This is a genomic window from Frankia sp. CcI49 (genome assembly GCF_001983215.1).
GTDB lineage: Bacteria > Actinomycetota > Actinomycetes > Frankiales > Frankiaceae > Parafrankia > Parafrankia irregularis.
This window is the reverse complement of record NZ_MOWP01000004.1, coordinates 1-19,329: the sequence shown is the minus strand read 5'-3', so window position 1 is coordinate 19,329 and position 19,329 is coordinate 1. Positions and strand designations below refer to the sequence as shown.

Annotated in this window: 2 protein-coding genes and 1 pseudogene; all 3 read left to right on the top strand. The window is 72.8% G+C overall.

The genetic code is table 11. The annotated features are described in order from the left end of the window. The first annotated feature begins 44 nt into the window (after positions 1 to 44). Positions 45 to 485, top strand: coding sequence for a YbaB/EbfC family nucleoid-associated protein (locus CcI49_RS00930; protein WP_076823689.1), 441 nt, complete (start codon positions 45 to 47; stop codon positions 483 to 485). Continuing rightward, a complete protein-coding gene (locus CcI49_RS00925) occupies positions 482 to 823 on the top strand; it encodes a hypothetical protein (protein WP_076823688.1) in 342 nt (113 codons plus the stop codon). Before CcI49_RS00930 ends, CcI49_RS00925 begins: the two co-directional genes overlap by 4 nt. A gap of 39 nt (positions 824 to 862) precedes the next feature. Then, positions 863 to 19,329 (top strand): annotated as a pseudogene (locus CcI49_RS00920) (hypothetical protein); the annotation flags it as partial.

Sequence of the window (19,329 nt, the reverse complement as noted above, 5' to 3'; positions counted from 1 at the left end):
CGTCACGACACCCGAGTCGCGACCAGTACAGAGAGGACAACGGCGTGGGGCTGTTCGACGACGACCTGATGGAGGCCGCGCTGGCCGAGCTGGCGCGCACCGAGGAGGTGACCGCCCGCATCCGGCGGGAGGGCGTCGCCGCCCGGCACAGGGCCAGCGACCGCGGCAAACTCCTGACGGTTACCGCGAGCGGGGACGGAAAGATCACCGACATCTCGTTCCGGGGGGACGCCTACCGCGAGCTGGCGCCCGCGGAGTTCGCCGACCTGCTGGTGAAGACCATCGAGCAGGCCCGATCCGGCGCCCTGGACACCGCGCTCGCCGGCATGCGGGACCTGATGCTGGAACTGCCCTCCTCGATCGGCCGGCTGGCCGAGGTGCAGTCCTCCGACGAACTCGTCGAGGAACTGCTCGGCATGTTCACCCGGAACATCCCGGACGACGACGCCAGCCCCGCGCAGCCGGAGAACGGGCACCGGGCATGAGCGGGGAGAACATCACCTTCGACGGTGACGAGCTGGCCAACAAGGTGCCGATCCTCGCCGAGTTCCGCGACGACGTGGTCGCCTTCGGGAAGGAGCTCGCCGACGGGATCGCGCAGAACAACTTCGCCGCAGACGCGGAGGACGAGGCGTCCAAGCTGGCGTACGCCATGTTCCGGCAGGTGATGCAGGCCTTCGACAAGATCTACGGGGCGCTCGGCACGGCAATCGGTGTGCAGGGCGACCGGCTCGGGATCGTGCGCAACATCGGCGAGGCGACCGAGGCGGGTGCCGCCGACACCGCCGGGAACTGGTCGGGCGGCGGCGGGGCGCGCGGCTGACCACCGACCAACCGACCGACCCGGACGAGACGCGGCACGATGTCGAAGTCGATGGACGAGGCGATCTACGCCTTCACCGGAATGCGGCTGCCCAGGGCCAGCACCAGGATGATGCTGGCCCTCGCCGACATCCTGGACGCGGCCGCCGATGCCGTCGACCAGCTCGCCCTGGCCCTCCTCAAGGTCATCCGGGCGGTGCGGACAACCGTCGACAGCAAGGCCGGGCGGCGCTTCGTCGCCCAGACCGCGCAGTTCGTCGTCGACGAGCCGAAGGTGCTGCCGCAGGGCGGCAACCTGCTGCGCGCCGCGGCGGCGATGCTGCGCGCCCAGGCCCTGCAGATGGAGCTGACCCGCAAGCAGGGCTTCGTGATGTTCCTGTTCATGCAGATCCAGCTCGCGATCGCGGCGATCGAGGCGGCGTTCGGCGCGGGTCCCGAGGCCGCCGCCCGCGTCGCCGCGACCCGCACGTTCATCCAGCGGATCCTCTCGCTGGAGTTCGCCAAGACGGTCGCCAAGATCACCGCGATGCAGATGCTGTTCATGCCCGGCTCGTCGATCGTGGCTCAGGTCTGGCAGATCATCGAAGGCAAGCGTGACGATCTGGACGGCGACGAGACCTGGCACATGATCAAATATGGCCTGGCGGCAGCGGCCACCTCCGTCGTCGCCGTACCGGGGCTCCAGAGCGCCATGAACAAGTGGAACCAGCTCCTGATCAATCAGGGCGTCCACGGCGGCGCGGCGAACCCCTTCGCCGACCTGTTCTCCTCCACCGTGGCGTCGATCCTGCTGGAAAGCGGCGGGGGCTTCTTCGCCGCCGGAATGGTGGACGGCGACTGGAGCGGCAAGAGCATGGTCGACGACATCATCTCCGGGACGACCGAGGGATCGACGGAGAGCGTCGCCCGCGGCGGCGGCCGCGCCGCCGGGCGCGGCATCCACGGACCCGGCGCTGATCCCAACATCGCCGCGATCCAGGAAATGCTGAACAAGCTGGACGTCTCCGGCCTGGACGGCAACGGCGGCCGCGACGACGGCGGCGACCCCCCCGGTCCCGGCGGCGACGACGGCCCCGGCGGGACGTCGGCGAACAACGGCTCCGCCGGGAACAACGGCGCCAACCCGAACAACGGTGCCAACTCGAACAACGGTGCGTCCTCGAACGGCGGGCCCGGGGGCGGCGGCGGTCTCGCGGGCGGGAAGGACACGCCCACGGTGAACGTGCCCCCGCTGGTCATCGCGCCGCTGGCCGGTGCCGCGGAGCAGGGCAACCACCCACCCCTCGCCGGCCCGGACCACCCCACCGGCGACGAGCCCGACGCCTCGACGGTCCCCCCGATCGGCGGGCCGCCGGCACCGGTGCCGATCCCACCGTTGACGATTCCACCGATCAACCTCGACCTCAGCGCCAGCGCGAGCTCCAGCTTCGACTTCGACGACGACGCCAGCTCCGTCGTCTCGGGGGTATCCGACACCTGGTCCGTGAACAGCGGAGCGTCGAACGACTCGGTGATCAGCCGGCTGACCGACCCCGACGACTACGAGCCGGCGGCGCCACTGACCACGCAGCCCGCCCCGGACTCGCCGCCGGCCTCCGCACCCGGCCCCGGCAGCTTCGACGGTGCCAAGCCCGGCGCGGGCACACCCGCCGCCGGGCCACCCGCGCCCGGAGCACCCGCCGCCGGACCCTCCGGCAACGACGCGCCGCTCTCGTCCAGCCCTCCCGGTCAGGGCGATCCGGTGCCGGGTCTCACCATCCGCCAGGATCCGCCCCCGCTGGAGCCGCCGGCAAACGACGTGCCGCTCTCGTCCAGCCCTCCCGGTCAGGGCGATCCGGTGCCGGGTCTCACCACCCGCCAGGATCCGCCCCCGCTGGAGCCGCCGGCACTCGACCAGCCGCCCGGGGGAGCGCCGAGCGGCTCCGAACCCCCGGCCGTTCCCCCCAGTTCCCCCAGTCCTCCCGGGCCACTCCCGGCACCCGGGCAGCCGATGCCCGCTGCCGGCGGGGCGCTCGACTCAGCCGTCCCGGCCGGCGCGCAACCACCGGGCGGTGCCCCCGATCCCCGTCCCGGACCATTGCCGCCGACGGCACCGCCATCCGCGAACCCGCTGCCGGACGTCCCCACCTCCGCCGCGCCCGTCCCGAATCCGACGCCGCCAGTACCCGCGGCGCCGGTGCCCCTGCTGGACGGACCGCCGGCACCCACGCCCGCGCCGGCCGTACCGCCAGTGCCCGCGCCGGCCCCCGCGGTTCCAGGGCTCACCCCACCGGCACCCGCGTCCGCATCCGCTGTGCCCGCGATTCCGGCGCCTGTCCCGCCGTCGGCACCGGCCCCGGCACCCGCCGCGCCACTCGGCGGCTGGGCCCGCGGCGCCGACCCGACACCGCGGGCGACCGCACCCGTGGACATCACTCCCGTGGAGACCCCGTCCGCGGACACGGTGTCCGTCCTGGGCACGCCAGAGGCGCGCGAACCGCACGGGTTGGTGGAACCGACCCCGGACCCGGACGCGATCACCCCGGTGGTCGGCGATCACGTCCCGGCGGCACCGCCGCGCCCGCCGGACGACCTCGAGCGCGACCTGCTGCGGCTGGTGCACATCGAGTTCCAGCGGAACCCGCTCCCGCGAACCGTCTCCGACGACGAGATCCTGACCGCGTTCCGGGAGCTCGGCGCCCAGTCCGCCGTCCAGCGGACGCCGGTCCGGACGCTGGCCCCGCTGGTGGCCGACAGGCTGCGCGGCGCACCGCCGGGCGGGCTTGCCGGTGGCGCGCCCGGTGACCATGCGGACGCTGCTCCGCCCATGGAGTGGCCGCGATTCACGGCGGTCTCGCCGGGCCCCTCCGCCTACGAGAGCGAAAGCTCGTCATCCGAGCCGCCCGAACCCCTGAACCACGTGACGGTGGACGGCCGCGGCTACCGGGTGGAGCACACAGCGCCGGGCAGCGACTCGTTCATCAGCGCGCTGATCGCCAGCCTGCGGGGCCAGCGGCCGGGGCAACTCGGCTCGATGTCGGAGCCGGAGTTCCGGGCCTTCCTCGCCGACTGGTTCATGGGCCCCGAGGGGGCGTCGATCCGGCTCGGGCTGGACGAACCGACCGGTGACAGCCGTCTGCCCGTCATCAGGAATCTGCTGGCCGGTCTCGACGACGCGGCCCTCGCGACGGTCCTCGAAAGCCCACCGGACGGTCAGCTCGATCCCGACCACATCGAGGCCCTCGTCATCACCGCGATCACGAACGATCCGGCCGGCTTCGAGTGGCGCCGGTTGCTGCAGCTGTCTCCCGCGCTGGCGCCGGTCGGTGATCGCGACAGTCTGGCGGGAGCTCGGCTGAGCGACCTCGTCGCGACGGCGATCCGCACTCCGGGGATGGAGCACACCCCGCTCTTCGAGCCGGTGCCGTCCGTCGCGGCCGGCGCGCTCGGGGCCGAGCTCGCCATCGTCTCACCGACGTACGGCGGAGGCCTGGTCACCCGCACGATCAACCGGCTCGACACCCCGGAGACGACGCTGCGTCTGCTGTTCAACGGGGTGGCCCGCTACGACGCGCTCGTCCCCGCGCCGGAGCCGGCGCCGGCACCGGACACCGGACGACCACGAACCGGTGACGACGAGGCCCGCCCGCAGACGCAGACGCCCACACCGCCTCAGCCCGTGGCGAGCCCACCAGGCGACGTCGGCCACCGGGCCGACGGCCCGCAGCCCGAGCCGCAGCCCGCACCCCCGGAGGCGGAATGGTCCGGAGACGACCACGTGATCGTGGACGGCCGCCGCTACCGGCTGAAACGGACGTCCTCGCTCGGTGGATCCTTCATCGACTCGCTGATCACCGGCGCCGGCGGCCTGTTCCCGCCCATCCCACTCGGCCGCCTGACCAACGAGGAGATCCGGGATGACCTGATCAACTGGCTCGAGGAGCCGGGACCCGGCAGGCCGGCGATCCTGGACGCGCTGAACGACCCGCGGAGCGGCATCCACCAGGACATCATCCGGGGCCTGGTCGCCGGCCTCGACCCGGCGGGCCTGACGACCGTCCTCGGACCCCCGCACGGCAGCCAGGACGGCCGGGACGGTGCCGGCAGTCCCGTCGGGCCGGAGGCCCTGCGGGAGCTCGTCGTCGCCCAGCTGATCAGCGACCCGTTCGGCGCCGCGTGGGTCAGGCTGCTCCAGACAACCCCCGCGCTGGACCCCGTAAACCACGTCCGCGGCGACATGCTGGATTTCCGGATCGACCTGCTCGTGGCCGCGGCGCTCTTCACGTCGGCGCTGGGGCAGAGCCCGTTCTTCGAGGTGGTGCCCGCACTCGCGGCGCAGCGGTTCGGCGTCGAGCTCGTCATCGTCAGCCCGGCACCCGGCGGAGGCCTGACGACCGAGGTGGTCAGGCCGCTCAGCGGACCGCGAACGGCCTCGATCCCCCTCTTCTCCGACGGGGCGGGCCACTACGGCGCACTCGTTCCCGCGCCCGTGAGCGTGCGGACCGCTGCCCCACCGGTCGTGCAACCCTCCGGGAACGACGGCGTGCTCGTCGACGGGCGTGGGTACCGGGTGGAACCCGCGGCGCCGGATGGTCCCGGCTTCATCACCGCGCTGGTGGCCAGCGCACGCAGCCAGTTCCCGGACACCGCGCTCGGCCGGCTGACCGAGGAGGGGGTTCAGGCGGCGCTGACGGACTGGCTCGCGCGACCGGGGCCCGACGGGCGTCCGCTGGCGGGGATTCTGGACGATCCGGGGGGCGGTATCTACCTGGACATCGTCCGGGAGCTGGTCGCCGGTCTGGACTCCGCGGGTCTGGCGTCCGCGCTCGGGCGTCCGCCGGACAGCGCCGGGCGTCCGCCGGACGGCGAGGCCGATCGGGCGATCGATGACGAGCTCGCGGCCGCGGATCTCATCGTCGAGCTGATCGGCGATCCCTTCGGGGCCGCGTGGACCCGGCTGCTGGAGGTGTCGCCCGCGCTGGCGCCGCTGGGTGACCGGCGCGGGGAGATGGTGGGCCTGTCGATCAGCGAGCTGGTGGCGGCCGCGGTCAGTACTCCGGAGCTGTGGCGGACGCCGTTCTTCGGCCCGGTACCGGCCCTGGTGGCGCGCGCCCTCGGCGTCGATCTCACCCTCGTCATGCCGGCACCGGTCGGTGGTCTGACCGCAGAGACGCACCACGGGCTCGACGGAACACCGGCGGACCAGACCCTCCATCTCTTCTACGGCGGGCGGGACCGCTACGGCGCGCTCGTCCCCACCCCCGTCCCCGCAGACGTCCAGGCACCCGGCGGGTCCGGCTCCGCGACGCCAGCTCCAGATCAGCCCGAAGCCGCGGGACGGCTCGAAGCGCCCAGCACCGTGGCGCCGTCGCCGGGCGACCCGGACGTGATCATCGGCGCGCCCGCGGACGAGCCCGCGGAGCCGCCGGCACCGGTACCGGACGAACCGGGGCCGCTGTCGGCCGGCGAGGAGCCCGGTTTCCGGCCCGCCGGCGCACCCGGTGACCACAGCGGCGACCGCCGGCCGTGGGAACAGATCCGGCTCACCCTCAACCTCGGCGAAGGCGTCCTCACCGTCACCCTCGCCGACCTCAGCCCGGCCGAACAGGCGCTGCTCACCGCGTTCGCCGACCAGATCGCCGCCGAGGCCGTCCACCGGGCCGACAACGGGCTGCCGCCGCTCACCGTCCACCTCGAAGGCGGTGCGAGCAACGAATCCGGCGACATCTTCCGCGCCTACATCGACGGCAACGAACGCGCCGACGCCGCCATCCGGATCCTTACCCCCCTGATCGCCGCGCGCCTCGCCGACGCCGGGCTGCCCGCCACCCTCGTGACCTTCGAGGGCGGCAGCCGCGGCCCGTTTCCCACCCGCGCCCCGGGCCACGCCCCCGACGGGCCGGCGGCATCCGTGTCGGCGGCGGAGCAGCGGCAGGTCCTCGGCTGGCTCACCGAAACCGGCGCGTTCCCGGCCGGCGGCGCGTCGACAGCCAGCACCAGCAGCAGCAGCCCAGGACAGTCCCCGCCAGAACAGCCCGGATCGGAACGGTCCGGGTCAGAAGGGTCCGGGTCGCAGCAGTCCGGGTCCGAGCAGTCCGGGGCCAGCCGGAGTTCGGCCAGCGGCTCCGGTGAGCAGCCCAGGATCGGCAGCCTGACCATGGACGGTCACACGTTCCTGGTGGAGCGGACGGCCCCGGACGGCCCCGGCTTCATCGACGCGCTGGTCACCAGCGCGCGCAGCCAGTTCCCGGACTCCGCCCTCGGCCGCATGACGGACACCGAGATCCAGGGCCTCCTGACCGACCGGCTCCAGGGGACGGGACCCTCCGGGCTGCCGATGCCGCACCCGCTGGACGACCCGCGGAGCAGCGTGCACCAGAGCATCGTCCGGGGCCTGGTGGACGGCCTCGACACCGCGGGCCTGACGGCCGTCCTCGGACGCGCGCCGGGCAGTCAGGGCAACCCGGCGGTCCTGCGGGATCTCGTCGCCACCCGGCTCACCATCGAACCGTTCGGCGTCGCCTGGAACCGTCTGCTCCAGCTTTCCCCCGCGCTGGACCCGCTCGGCGACCTCCGTGGCAGGGTTCTGGGTTCCCGGATCAGTGAGATCGTGGCGGCCGCGACCAGTCTGCCGGGGCTGTCGCGGACACCGTTCTTCGAGCCGCTGCCCGCGATCGTGGCCGGCGCGCTCGGCGTGGAGCTCGTCCTCATCGAGCAGAGACCCGACGGCGACCTGCGCGCCGCCATGCACAACGGCACCGGCAGGCTGGTGCCCGACCGCAGCCTCTACCTCTTCCGCGACGGACAGGGCGGCTACGACGCGCTCATCCGCCCGCGCGTGCGCCTGGGAACCGAAGACCTCCCGGTCGTGGAACGCTCCGGGGACGACGCCGTGACCGTCGACGGGCGTGGGTTCCAGGTGGAGCCCACCGCGCCGGATGGTCCGAGCTTCGTCGACGCACTGGTCACCAGTGCGCGCAGCCAGTTCCCGGACACTCCGCTCGGCCGGCTGACCGGCGCGGGGGTCCAGCAGGCGCTGACGGACTGGCTCGCGCGACCGGGGCCCGACGGGCGTCCGCTGGCGGGGATTCTGGACGACCCGGAGGGCGGCATCTACCTGGACATCGTCCGGGAGCTGGTCGCTGGTCTGGACTCCGCGGGTCTGACGTCCGCGCTCGGGCGTCCGCCGGACAGCGCCGGGCGTCCGCCGGACGGCGAGGCCGATCGGGCGATCGACGACGAGCTCGCGGCCGCGGATCTCATCGCCGAGCTGATCGACGATCCGTTCGGGGCCGCGTGGACCCGGCTGCTGGAGGTGTCGCCCGCGCTGGACCCGCTGGGTGACCGGCGCGGCGAGATGGTGAGCCTGTCGATCAGCGAGCTGGTGGCGGCCGGGATCAGTACTCCGGAGCTGTGGCAGACACCTTTCTTCACGCCGGTACCGGCGCTCGTGGCGCGTGCACTCGGCATCGATCTCACTCTCGTCGTGCCGGCACCCGTCGGCGGTCTGACGTCCGAGACGCACCACGGGCTCGACGGAACACCGGCGGACCAGACGCTCTATCTCCTCCACGACGGACCGGGCCGCTTCGACGCACTCGTCCAGGCATCCGGCGGGTCCGGATCCACCACGCCAGCCCCAGGACGGCCCGAAGCGCTCGGCACCGTCATGCCGCCGCCGGACGACCTGGACGTGATCACCCGCGCACCCATGGACGAGGCCGCGGAGCCGCCGGCACCGGTGCCGGACGAATCGGTGCCGCCGACACCCACCGAGAACGAACTGATCAGCCGGGTCCGGGTCCACCTCCAGAACCGTCCCGCCGGGCGCAGCATCACCGACCAGGAGATCCTCGAGGTCTACCGCCCTTTGACCCAGCAGACGGAACACCACCGGACGACGGCCCCCGAGTTCGCCGCCATCGTCAACGCCCGCCTCCGCGGCGAGGAACCCGGCTTCCTCCATGCCGGTGCACCCGGCGACCACAGCGACAACCGCCGGCCGTGGGAACAGATCCGGTTCACCCTCAACGTCGACGAGGGCGTCCACTTCTTCACCCTCGCCGACCTCGGCGCGCAGCAGCGGGCACAGTTCATCGCCTTCGCCGACCAGATCGCCACCGAAGTCATCCACCGCGCGAACACCAGGGAACCGTCCTTCATCCTTGACCTCGAAGGCGGTGGGAACGGCCGCCCCTTCCAACCAGCCCGCGCGATCCGCAGCGGCGACCGGCGCGCCACCTCCAGTGCCGCGATCCTCACCCCCCTGATCGCCGCGCGCCTCACCGCGGCGGGCCTGCCCCCCACCCTCGTCACCATCCGCACCACCAGCCGCGGCGCCCGCCCCACCCACTCACCCGTCCACGCCACCAACGGTCGGGCAGCCACCCCGTCCGCGGCCGAACGACGCCAGGTCCTCGGATGGATCAACGAGGCCCCGGCCCCCGGCCCAGCCCCGGTCAACGCCGCCGAACCGGCCAGCGGCCTCGAACCGGCAGATGCCATCGCCGCGCCGACCACCGGCCCCACTCCCGAGACGACCGACGTACCGCAGACCGGTGACGGCGGGCCGCGCCACCCGGAGCAGACCCAGCCCGAACCAGGGCAGACCCAGCCCGACCCGGGCCAGCCCCAGCCCGACCCGGGCCAGCCGCGGCCCGCACCCGAGCGGACCCGGCCCGGCCAGCACCCGTCAGACGGTTCCACCCAGCAAGCCGAGAACCCGCCACCCGGGCCCGCATCACCGGCCGCGGACCAGGCCGGCGACGGTCACATCACCGTGGACGGCGTCAGGTACCGGATACATCCCACCGCCCCGGACAACCACTCCTTCATCCACGCGCTGATCACCAGCGTGCGCAGCCAGTTCCGGAACTCCTCGCTCGACAACGCGACCCGGTGGGGTTTCCAGCGCGACCTGGCCGGTTGGCTCGCCTCGCCCGCCGGGGAACCGGCGCGAGCCGCGCTGAACGACCCAGCCGGCCAGCAGTACGTTTCCATCATTCGGGAGCTGGTCGCCGGTCTCGACGACGCCGCCCTCACCACGGTTCTCGGCGACACTCCAGGCAATCAGACCAGTCCGGAGCACCTCCGGTCCCAGGTGATCGGCGGGCTCACCGCCGAACCGCACGGCGACATGTGGAACCGGCTGCTCCAGGTGACCCCCGCGCTGGCCCCCCTGCGCGACCGCAGCATCCTGACCGGCCTGCGGATGGGCGACGTCGTGGCACTGGCGATCGGCACCGACGACCTGTGGCGGACACCCTTCATCGCCGCGGTACGGGAGCTCGTGGCGCGGGCCTTCCGCATCGACCTCACCCTTGTCGGGCCGGATGGCGGGACGGTCACCTTCCACGGGCTCGACGAGCCGGCGCCAACCCGGCCGCTGTACCTGTTCCACGACGGTGCTGGCCACTATGACGCCCTCGTCCAGCCGCTCGCGGAGAACCCGGACACCGAGGAACCACCGGTCGCCCAGGAGAACGGCGACAACCACGTCCTCGTGGACGGTTCCCGGTACCGGGTGCGTCCCACCGCCCCGGGCGGCGGCTCCTTCTTCGAAGCGCTGATCACCAGCACACGCAGCCAGCTGCCGCACCTCCCACTCGGCCAGCTGAGCCAGGACGGCGCCCGCGAGTGGCTGAACTCCTGGTTCAGCCGGGGAGGAAGCGATGGCTGGAGACCCAGGATAACCCTGGACGACCCGCAGAACAGTTTCCACCAGGACATCGTTCGGGGGCTGGTCGACGGCCTCGACGACGCGGCTCTGAACACAGTTCTCGCTCTCCCGCCGGACACTCCGGCTAATACGGCTAATACGGCTAATACGGCCGGTCCGAACAGCACCTCGCGGGATCTCGCTGTCTCCGCGCTCATCAACGAGCCGTACGGCGACATGTGGCATCGACTGCTCCAGACAACCCCGGCACTGGACGACCTGGGCGCCGACCGCAGCCTGTTGGTGAATCACTACCGGATCGGCGAACACGTTTCCGTCGCGATAGCCATGACGCCGAGGTACCGGACGCCGTTCTTCCGGCCGGTACCCGCGGTCGCGGCCGGCGCACTCGGCGTCAACCTCACCCTCATCAGCCCGGCGCCGGGCGGAGGCCTCACCACCAGCAGCATCACCTGGCCCACCAACGGGCCACGGCCGAGGCAGCGGCTCTACCTCTTCGACAACGGAAGCGGCAGCTACAGCGCCCTCACCCACGAACCCGCCGACCTGAACGCCCCCGGGCCTGCTCCCGAGGCGGCGCAGCCCAGCGCATCCGGACCTGCCGCGCCGGACCCAGAGCGCCCGGACAACTCCCGCATCAGGATCAACCCCGACCAGCGCACCGTCTTCACCGCGGACACCGCCGAACTCGCCGCCGGCCTGACCCCCCTGCCGCACGTCACCACCCTGTTTTTGCCTCGAAACCCCGACGGCCGAATCGGCCTTCCCACCCCGGCCGAAGAAAACCCGCAGGCTCTCACCGTGACCGCTCTGCGGGAACTACTGGAAATGGCTGGCTGGCAGGGCGGACCAGTGCAGTTCTGGATTCCGCCGGAATCCTTCTATGCAGAATCCACATACAGCACCGAATCATCGTACTCGGAATCGTCCTACGCCAGATCCTCAATTGCGGGATCCTCCACCGCTGAATCGTTCCGCACAGATCCAGCCGACCTGGGGCTGTCGGACGGGGAACCAGTCCACGTCAACCCGGACGGCGAGGAGACAGCCGGCCCGGAAGAGACCCGGGAAGAAACCCGGGCGGAGGCGCTGGACGGACAGCTGGCATCGTTCGCCGAAACGCTGCGCACCGAGATCTGGGTACCCGATCCGGGTGCCCAGCCACGTGTGGAGAACGGCGCGCTACGTACCGACGGAAGCCCCTTCAGCTGGCGCGCCAGTGTTCCCAGCTTCCGCCGCGAGCCACTGGTCACCCCGGCGATCTGGCTGACCCCCCACCAGGACGGGAGCCTGGCGCCCTCCGGCGACGGCCTGGTCCGCTGGCCCGAGGGCATGGCGCTGATGACACTCGACGCCTACCTGGCAGCCCTGCCCGTCCTGCAGCACCTGGCGCAACGGCACGAGCCCGGAATCTTCGACGTCGTCTTCGCCAACGGCTCCGCGGGCGCCGGCGCACTCGCACCCGAGGGGGACCCCAGCAGCCCGGAGGAGCGCATCTTCGGCGCGCTGCGACAGGCCGGCTATCAGGGCGAGGACCTGCGAATCTGGGTGACCGGGGGCCTCGGGGAGACCCAGCCCGCATTGCGGGCACTCGCCAACGGGCTCAACATCGAGGTCCTGTTCCCAGCTCCCGGCAGTGCGCCGTCCTTCCACGGCCCCGCCGCCCCGCCCGCCGGGAGCGGGCGGCCACGGCTCGTCACCGCCGAGGGAGCTCCGGGCACCTGGCAGAGTCTGAGCCGGGCGGACGACCACGACGCCAGCAGATGGCACTCCGTCAACGGTGTGACACGCCGACGTACCGACCCCGCGGTCGTCCACCTGCCCGCCGGGTTGATCCTGCTCCCGCCCGGCGGTCGCGGAAGGTTCCCGGTACCCGAGGACATCCCCACCCGCCCAGACACCTTCGAGATCCGCGGCGACACCTTCAGTCTGAATTCTCGCGGCACGGCGCTCGAGGTCGGCCGCTTCGACGGGTCGTTCTTCGAACTGCCCGCCGCCGACTTCCCGACCTTCCTCGCCGCACACGGCTGGAACGGCCAACCACTGGTCCTCACAAACCCTCCCGAAACCTTCGACCAGCGGCGGATCTGGGCCCAGATCGGCGCGGCCGCCGGGGTACACGTGTTCGCGCCGCCCCCCACCGCCGGGCTGGCAAGGACCACCCTGAACGGCGCCACGTTCCTGACACCCACCCAGACGAACCGGTCCCCGCGCTGGCAGGTGCTCCACAGCCCGGACGACTCCCCGCCACCGCTGGTGACGGAGCCCCTCGGACGACTGTGGCCACCGAACGCCCCCGTCTGGTTGCACCTGGCCGCCTTCGGCCTGGCCTCACCCACCCCGGCGCTGCTCAACCAGCACCCGCTGCGAAACCCCGAGCTTCCCTACTCGCCCTCGGTCTTCGTGCTGGACCTCCCGGTGCTGCCCGACGGCCGGCTGGGCCTGATGTTCAGCGAGGATCCGACGGATTCAGGACCACCCGTCCACCATTTCGAGCCGTCGTTCCGCGACGGCACGGTGCGCCCGCTCTTCCCGCAGCTGGCACCCACACTGGCCACCCGGATCCACAGCACACCGGCACCCCGCGGCAGGACGTCGCCCGGCGGCACGACACCGCCTGGGAGCACGACACCGGCGATCACAGCGGTGATGCTCTGGTCACAGCCCCCGAACCCCACGCCCCCGACCTCCGCACCCCCGAACTCCGCCGAGGCAGCGCGGGTGGCCCGGGCGGCCCGGGCGGCCATCGCCACCTTCGACCGGGATGTCCAGGCACTCGCGAACCTGCTCGGGCTCCCGGTCATCCGGATCGCCACCGGAGCCGACCCGTTCCTCAACGGGCACGTGCCGAGCAGCGAGGTGCAGCCGTCCGGCCCCCAGCGCCGGGCACCGCAGACCGAGCTCGTCACACCGCAGCGGCGCAACGAGCCGCCGCAGCCAACGGGACCGGTGCAACCAACGGAGCCGGCGCAGCCAACGAGACCGCCGCAGTCAACGGGACCGGTGCAGCCGCTGCCCCACCAGCGGGTCATCACCGGCTCGGGCGGCCGGCCACTCGCCCTGGACCTGACCGCCACCCGCAGCATGAATCCGTTCGCCCAGGCACCTGCCCACATCAGGAGGACGGTCCGGGACGGCGGCTACGTGGTCATCGTCGACAGTTTCCCGGACGGCCGGATCGCCGTTCGGGTAAACGGCGTCCCCACTCCCGCCACTCCCGACGTCGTCACTCGCCTCATCGTGGAGTCGACCAGCCAGAACCAGAGCGGGCGTCAGAACCAGAGCCCTTCCCTGCCGGCGATCGAGTTCTGGGTCAGGACACCGGAGGAGAGCCAGGCAGGCGCACAGCGCGAAGCCGGTTACGACGAGCTGGTCGCCCGATTCCAGGAGGAGGTCCGGGACCTTCTCGGCGTAGCCCCGAGCCTGGTCACACCGCCCAGCCCGGACGGCCCCCCGGCACCGTCCGGCACCGTCACGCCACCCCCGGCGCAGGACGAACTCGACGCGATCACCCGTGCGCCCGCGGACGAGCCCGCCCCACCGCCGTCACCGGTGCCGGACGATCCGGAACCGGTGACCCGCACCGAGACCGAGCTCATCAGCGGTGTCCGCGTCCGCCTCCAGAACCGCCCCGCCGGGCGCACCATCACCGACCAGGAGATCCTCGACGTCTACCGCCCGCTGACCCAGCAGACGGAGCACGAGCGGACCACGACCCACGACCTCGCCGGCATCGTCGACGCCATCCTTCGCGGCGAGGAGCCCGGCTTCCTCCACGGCAACGGACCCGGACCCGGCGAGCCGGCCGTGGCGCGGGCCGGGCAGCCCGCAGCACCGGTCGTGGTGCGGTCCGGGAACGACCGCGTGCTCGTGGATGGTCGCGGGTTCCGGCTGGAACGGGGAGTCCCCGGCGGCGGCTCCTTCGTCGAGGCGTTGATCGCGAGTGCGCGCAGCCAGCTCCCGAGTGCCCCGCTCGGGCAGTTCTCGGACAAGGACCTCCGGCTGGCCGCCTTCGAGTGGCTCCTGGGCGCCGGCGGACTGTCGACCCGGGTCATGCTGGACGACCCCCACAACGACACCCACCAGGACATCATCCGGGAACTGGTGGCCGGTCTCGACGCCGCCGGTCTGATGACCGTCCTCGGGAATCCGCCGGGCGGCCGGGCCGACCTGGAGATCCTCCGGAACCTCGCCGTCGCCGAGCTCACCGCCGACCCGGTCGGCCCCGTGTGGGAGCGGCTGCTGCGGACACATCCGGCGCTGGCCTCGCTGGGCGGACCCGATGGCGGCCTGGCGTCCCTCGGAATGGGCGAACTCGTGGCGCTGGCGGTCCGCCTGCCCGAGATGTGGCGGACGCCGTTCTTCGCGCCGGTCCCGATGGTGGTGGCTCGGGCGCTCGGCACGGATCTCGTCCTGGTCAGGCCCGCTTCCGGCGGCGGCCTGAGTGCCTTCACCCTCGACGGTTCCGGCATGCCCGACGGTTCCGGCAGGTCGCGGTCGGGCCAGGGCCAGGGCCAGGGCCAGGCGGTGTACCTGTTCCACGACGGCGGCGACCACTTCGACACGCTCGTCGACGAATCCGCGGACCCGAGCACGCCCGGCCCGGCACCCCGGGTCCACCCCGGGGTCGAGGCCCGTCCCGAGAACCGCACGGTCTTCACCGCGGCGACCGCCAGGAGGGCCGCCAGCCTGCGACCCCTGCCCGATGTGACCACGGTGTTCCTGCCACGGGCCGCCGACGGCCGGATCGCCCTGCCGGCCCCGGCCGGCGCCGAGGACCCGCAGGCTCTCAGCGTGGACGGCCTGCGCCGGCTGCTCGACGCGGCCGGCTGGCGCGGCGGCCCGGTGCAGTTCTGGGTCCCCCCGGAACCGCTCGGAGCGGACCCGGTCCGCCTCACGGCGCTGAAGAACCAGCTCGCGTCGTTCGCCGAAGCCCTGCGGACGGAGATCTGGGCGCCCCGCCCCGATGCCCGGCCGCACGTGGAGAACGGTGTGCTGCGCACCGACGGGAGCCCGGACAGCTGGTTCTCCGCCGTTCCCCAGCCTCAGCCGCGCGGCGGCCGACCGCTCATCACCCCGCCCACCTGGCTGACGCCGGATCCGGACGGCAGCCTGACGCCGCTGATCGGAGGCTCGGTGGTCTGGCCCGGCGGCATGGCGGTGATGACGCTGGAAACCTACCTGGCGACCCTGCCGGTGCTGCCCATGATCRTCCGGGATGAGCCCGGGATCTTCGACGTCATCCTCCCCAGCGGACCCCTCGGTGCCGGCACGCTGACACCCGACGGGCGGTTCAAGCCGTTGCAGGCGAGCACCGTGGGCACTCTGATCCGTGGCGGGTGGCGCCCCCCCGAGGACCTGCGGATCCTGGTGGACGGGGGTATCGGGGAGGCCGGAGCCGAACTGCGGCAGACGGCCGAGGCCTTCGAGATCGAGATCCTGGTCCCGGCCCCCGGCAGCCGGGTGTCCTTCCCCGATCCGACCAGCCCGCCGACCGGCGGCAGCCAGCCGCGCCTCGTCACGGCCCCGGCCCCAAGCACACCAGGCACCTGGCAGGCCCTGGGGCGCCCCGGCGAACTCGGCGCCGGCAAATGGGCGTCCGTCGACGGTGAGACACACCGTCGCACCGACGACGCCGTCGTCAACCTGCCCGCCGGCCTGATGATGCTGGGGCCCGGCGGGCGCGGAGCGCTCCCCACCCCCGGCGACGTCCCCAGCCGCCCCGACCGGTTCGAGATCCGCAACGCCGAGGTCCGGCTCGACGACGATGACGAGGCGGTACTCGTCGTCCACCGCTTCGACGGCACCACCCACGACCTGCCCGCCGCCGACGTCCCCGCCTTCCTCGGCGCCCACGGCTGGACCGGCCAGCCACTGGTCATCGCCGGCAACGGCCTGGACTCCGCCGCCCGGAACGCCTGGGCGCGGATCGGCGCCGCCGCCGGCGCCCACGTCTACGCGCCACCACCCGGAGTCAGCCTCGGGCTGTCGACCATCATCGGCGGCGACTCCCACCTGTGGCCCAACATGGTCCACCCGAAGCCGCGCTGGCAGCTGCTGTACCGCCCACCCGGGACCCGACTGCCCCTGGTGACGGACCCGCTCGGACGGCTGTGGCCGCCGGGGGACCCCGTCTGGGTCCAGATGGCCTCCTTCGGTCTGGCGTCACCGGCCTCAGCCCGCAACGACCATCCGGTGGCGGACGGCGGCATCGCCTATCCGGACGGTGTCTTCGCGCTGGACCTCCCGGTCCTGCCCGACGGGCGGCTGGGACTGGCCTTCAGCGACGGCACGGCCCGACCGCTCTTCGCGGGCCTGTCCCACCGACTCCGCACCCAGATCCGCAGGACGACCGGGCCCGACGGCACGACGGCGACGATCGGCGCGGTGGCGCTGTGGTCGCAGCCGCCGGCCCCGGCCGCCGACCAGAACCCCGGCGATCTCGCCACCATCACCTTCGACCAGGACGTGGAGGCGCTCGCGGATCTGCTCGGAGTTCCGGTCATCCGGATCGTGCCCGGCACCGACCCGTTCTCCTACCGCCAGGCTCCGGGCAGCAGCCTGCTGACCGGCCTGGCACCGGGTGGCCTGCTGTACACACCGGACATCACCGTCGTCATGCCACATGGCCGGGAGGGGCTCCCGGCCTACGTCCAGGTGGGGTCGGACGGCAGCCTGGCCAGGATCGACGAGGTCGACGCCCACGGACCGCGCGCCTACGACAACGGCTCCTACATGTTCGGTGACCGCGCGGACTCGCCCGCCGGGAACATGGACGTGGAGCAGTGGGACGCGGCACTGCGCTGGCCGGCGGATCTCCCGCTGCTCGTCATCCACACCGACGAGGACGGACGGCCCTCCTGGGAGTCGGAGCGCCACGTCCGGATCACTGCTCGGGAAGTCGTGAGCGTGCTCCGGTCCCATGGCCGGCCGGCGAACGCGGCGCGCGGGGGGAAAGCGGCCCCGGCGGTCCCGCTGACGCCGTACCGGCTGATCACGCCCCGGATGCTCGGCCCGGAAGGGCGGGCCCGGCTGGAGGGTTTCGCCCGGAAGATCTCGGAAGGGCTCGGCGGCCTGCCGATCTATGTGGGCCACGACGCGACCCCGGTGGCCGATCTGGCCGACATCCAGGCCGTCGCCTGGGTGCCCGTGGCCGCGTCACCGGCCGGGACCACCCCGCGGATCGACCGGGTGCGGGACAGCCTGACCGGCCAGCTCGTCCCCCTCGACCACGGCCTCACCAGCGACGGCCTCGACTACGCGCACTGGTACCAGCTCGAGGAGCCGTTCGCGGACGTGCTCATGACGGTCCATTCCGACGAGCACGGCGTCTACGCCGTCGACCTGGCCGGCCCGACGCCCGACGAACGTGACGCCCCGCAGACACCCCGGCGGATCCCCGGCGTCCTCCAGGTGATCGTCCAGGGCGGGCTCGACTCCGTGACCGTGCAACTGGACGACGGCCGGGGACCCGTCATGATCCCCCCGCCAGCCCTCGCCGCCATCATCCGGCGGAACATGCCCACCCCCGCCACCCCGGGTGCCGGTGCCCCGAACAGCAGTGCCCCGAACAGCGGTGCCCCGGAATCCGTCGCGCTGGTGACCGCACGGCCGCTGCCACGGGAGGACCTCGGCCTCACCTCGTTCCCGGCGCTGCTCGCCGTCGCGCTGAACATGCCGGTGCGTGTGCGCCCCGTCCGGCCTCAGCCGCCCGGACAGTGGCCCAGGATCACGCGGCTGTCCCGCCGGCAGACCATCACCGACCGCGGCGGACGGCCGACCGCGCTCAACCTGGCCGGGCCGGACAGTGCGACCGCGCTCCGCCAGGCACCCCCGCACATCAGAGCGGCCGTCGCCGCCGGCAGCCAGGTGATCATCGTCGGGAGCTTTCCGGACGGCCGGATGGCCGTGTACTTCGACGGCGCTCCGGTACCCACCGAACCGTACGTCGTCGCGCTTCTCATCGCGGCCCACGCCGGCCGGACCGCGAACCGCGGAAACCTGCCGGCGGAAATCAGGTTCCTGGTCAGAACCCCGGAGGGAACACAGCCGGGGAACCCCGCCGAAGCGGGATACACCGAGCGGCTGAACCGCTTCCAGAACGAGGTCCGGCGACTGCTCGACGGCCTCCTGAACACGGAGCAGATCGCCGCGCCCGGACCGGTCTACCCCGGCCCGGGCAGCCTGGTCACGCTGGGGGACGGGTCGACGGCGCGGACGGTGCAGCTCACGAACACGAGTCCGAGCGACGTCGACGAGCTGCTGGCCGCGGTCATCGCGAGTGCCGCCGCGCAGCATCCCGGCTCCGGTTTCACGCAGATGCTGCACGATCTCGCGGTCGCTCCGACGAGGTTCCTCGCCGGGCTGCGCACCGGTCTCGCGGACCTGTACCAGCACCACCTCGGCCCGCTCGCCCACAACGGCCAGCCCGGCCAGGCCTCGCCGCTGCTCGACGAGGTGACCGTCCTCCGGGACGCCGACAGCATCCCCGCCGACCGGTCTCGCAGCGATCTGCCGCGCGTTCTCGCCGATCTCCTGGGCGTCCGGCTGGTGATCCACACCCCGACCAGCACGGGCGGCGCCACTCCCACCATCACCGGCCGGCTCGAGACCCGGCCGGCACCCTCAGCGCCACCCCACACCGACCCGACCCAGCCGGGACCGTCCACCCCGGTGTTCGACCTGCCCACCGTCGCCGTCTTCGAGGACACCTCCGCCCCCGACGGCCAGGCCCGGTTCTACGCACTCCAGCCGCACGGAACGGACACACCCCTCCCGGCCTTCCGGGACGACACCCCACCGAGCTACGACGGCACAGCGGAGTACACCGCTGTCCAGGACAGCCTCCG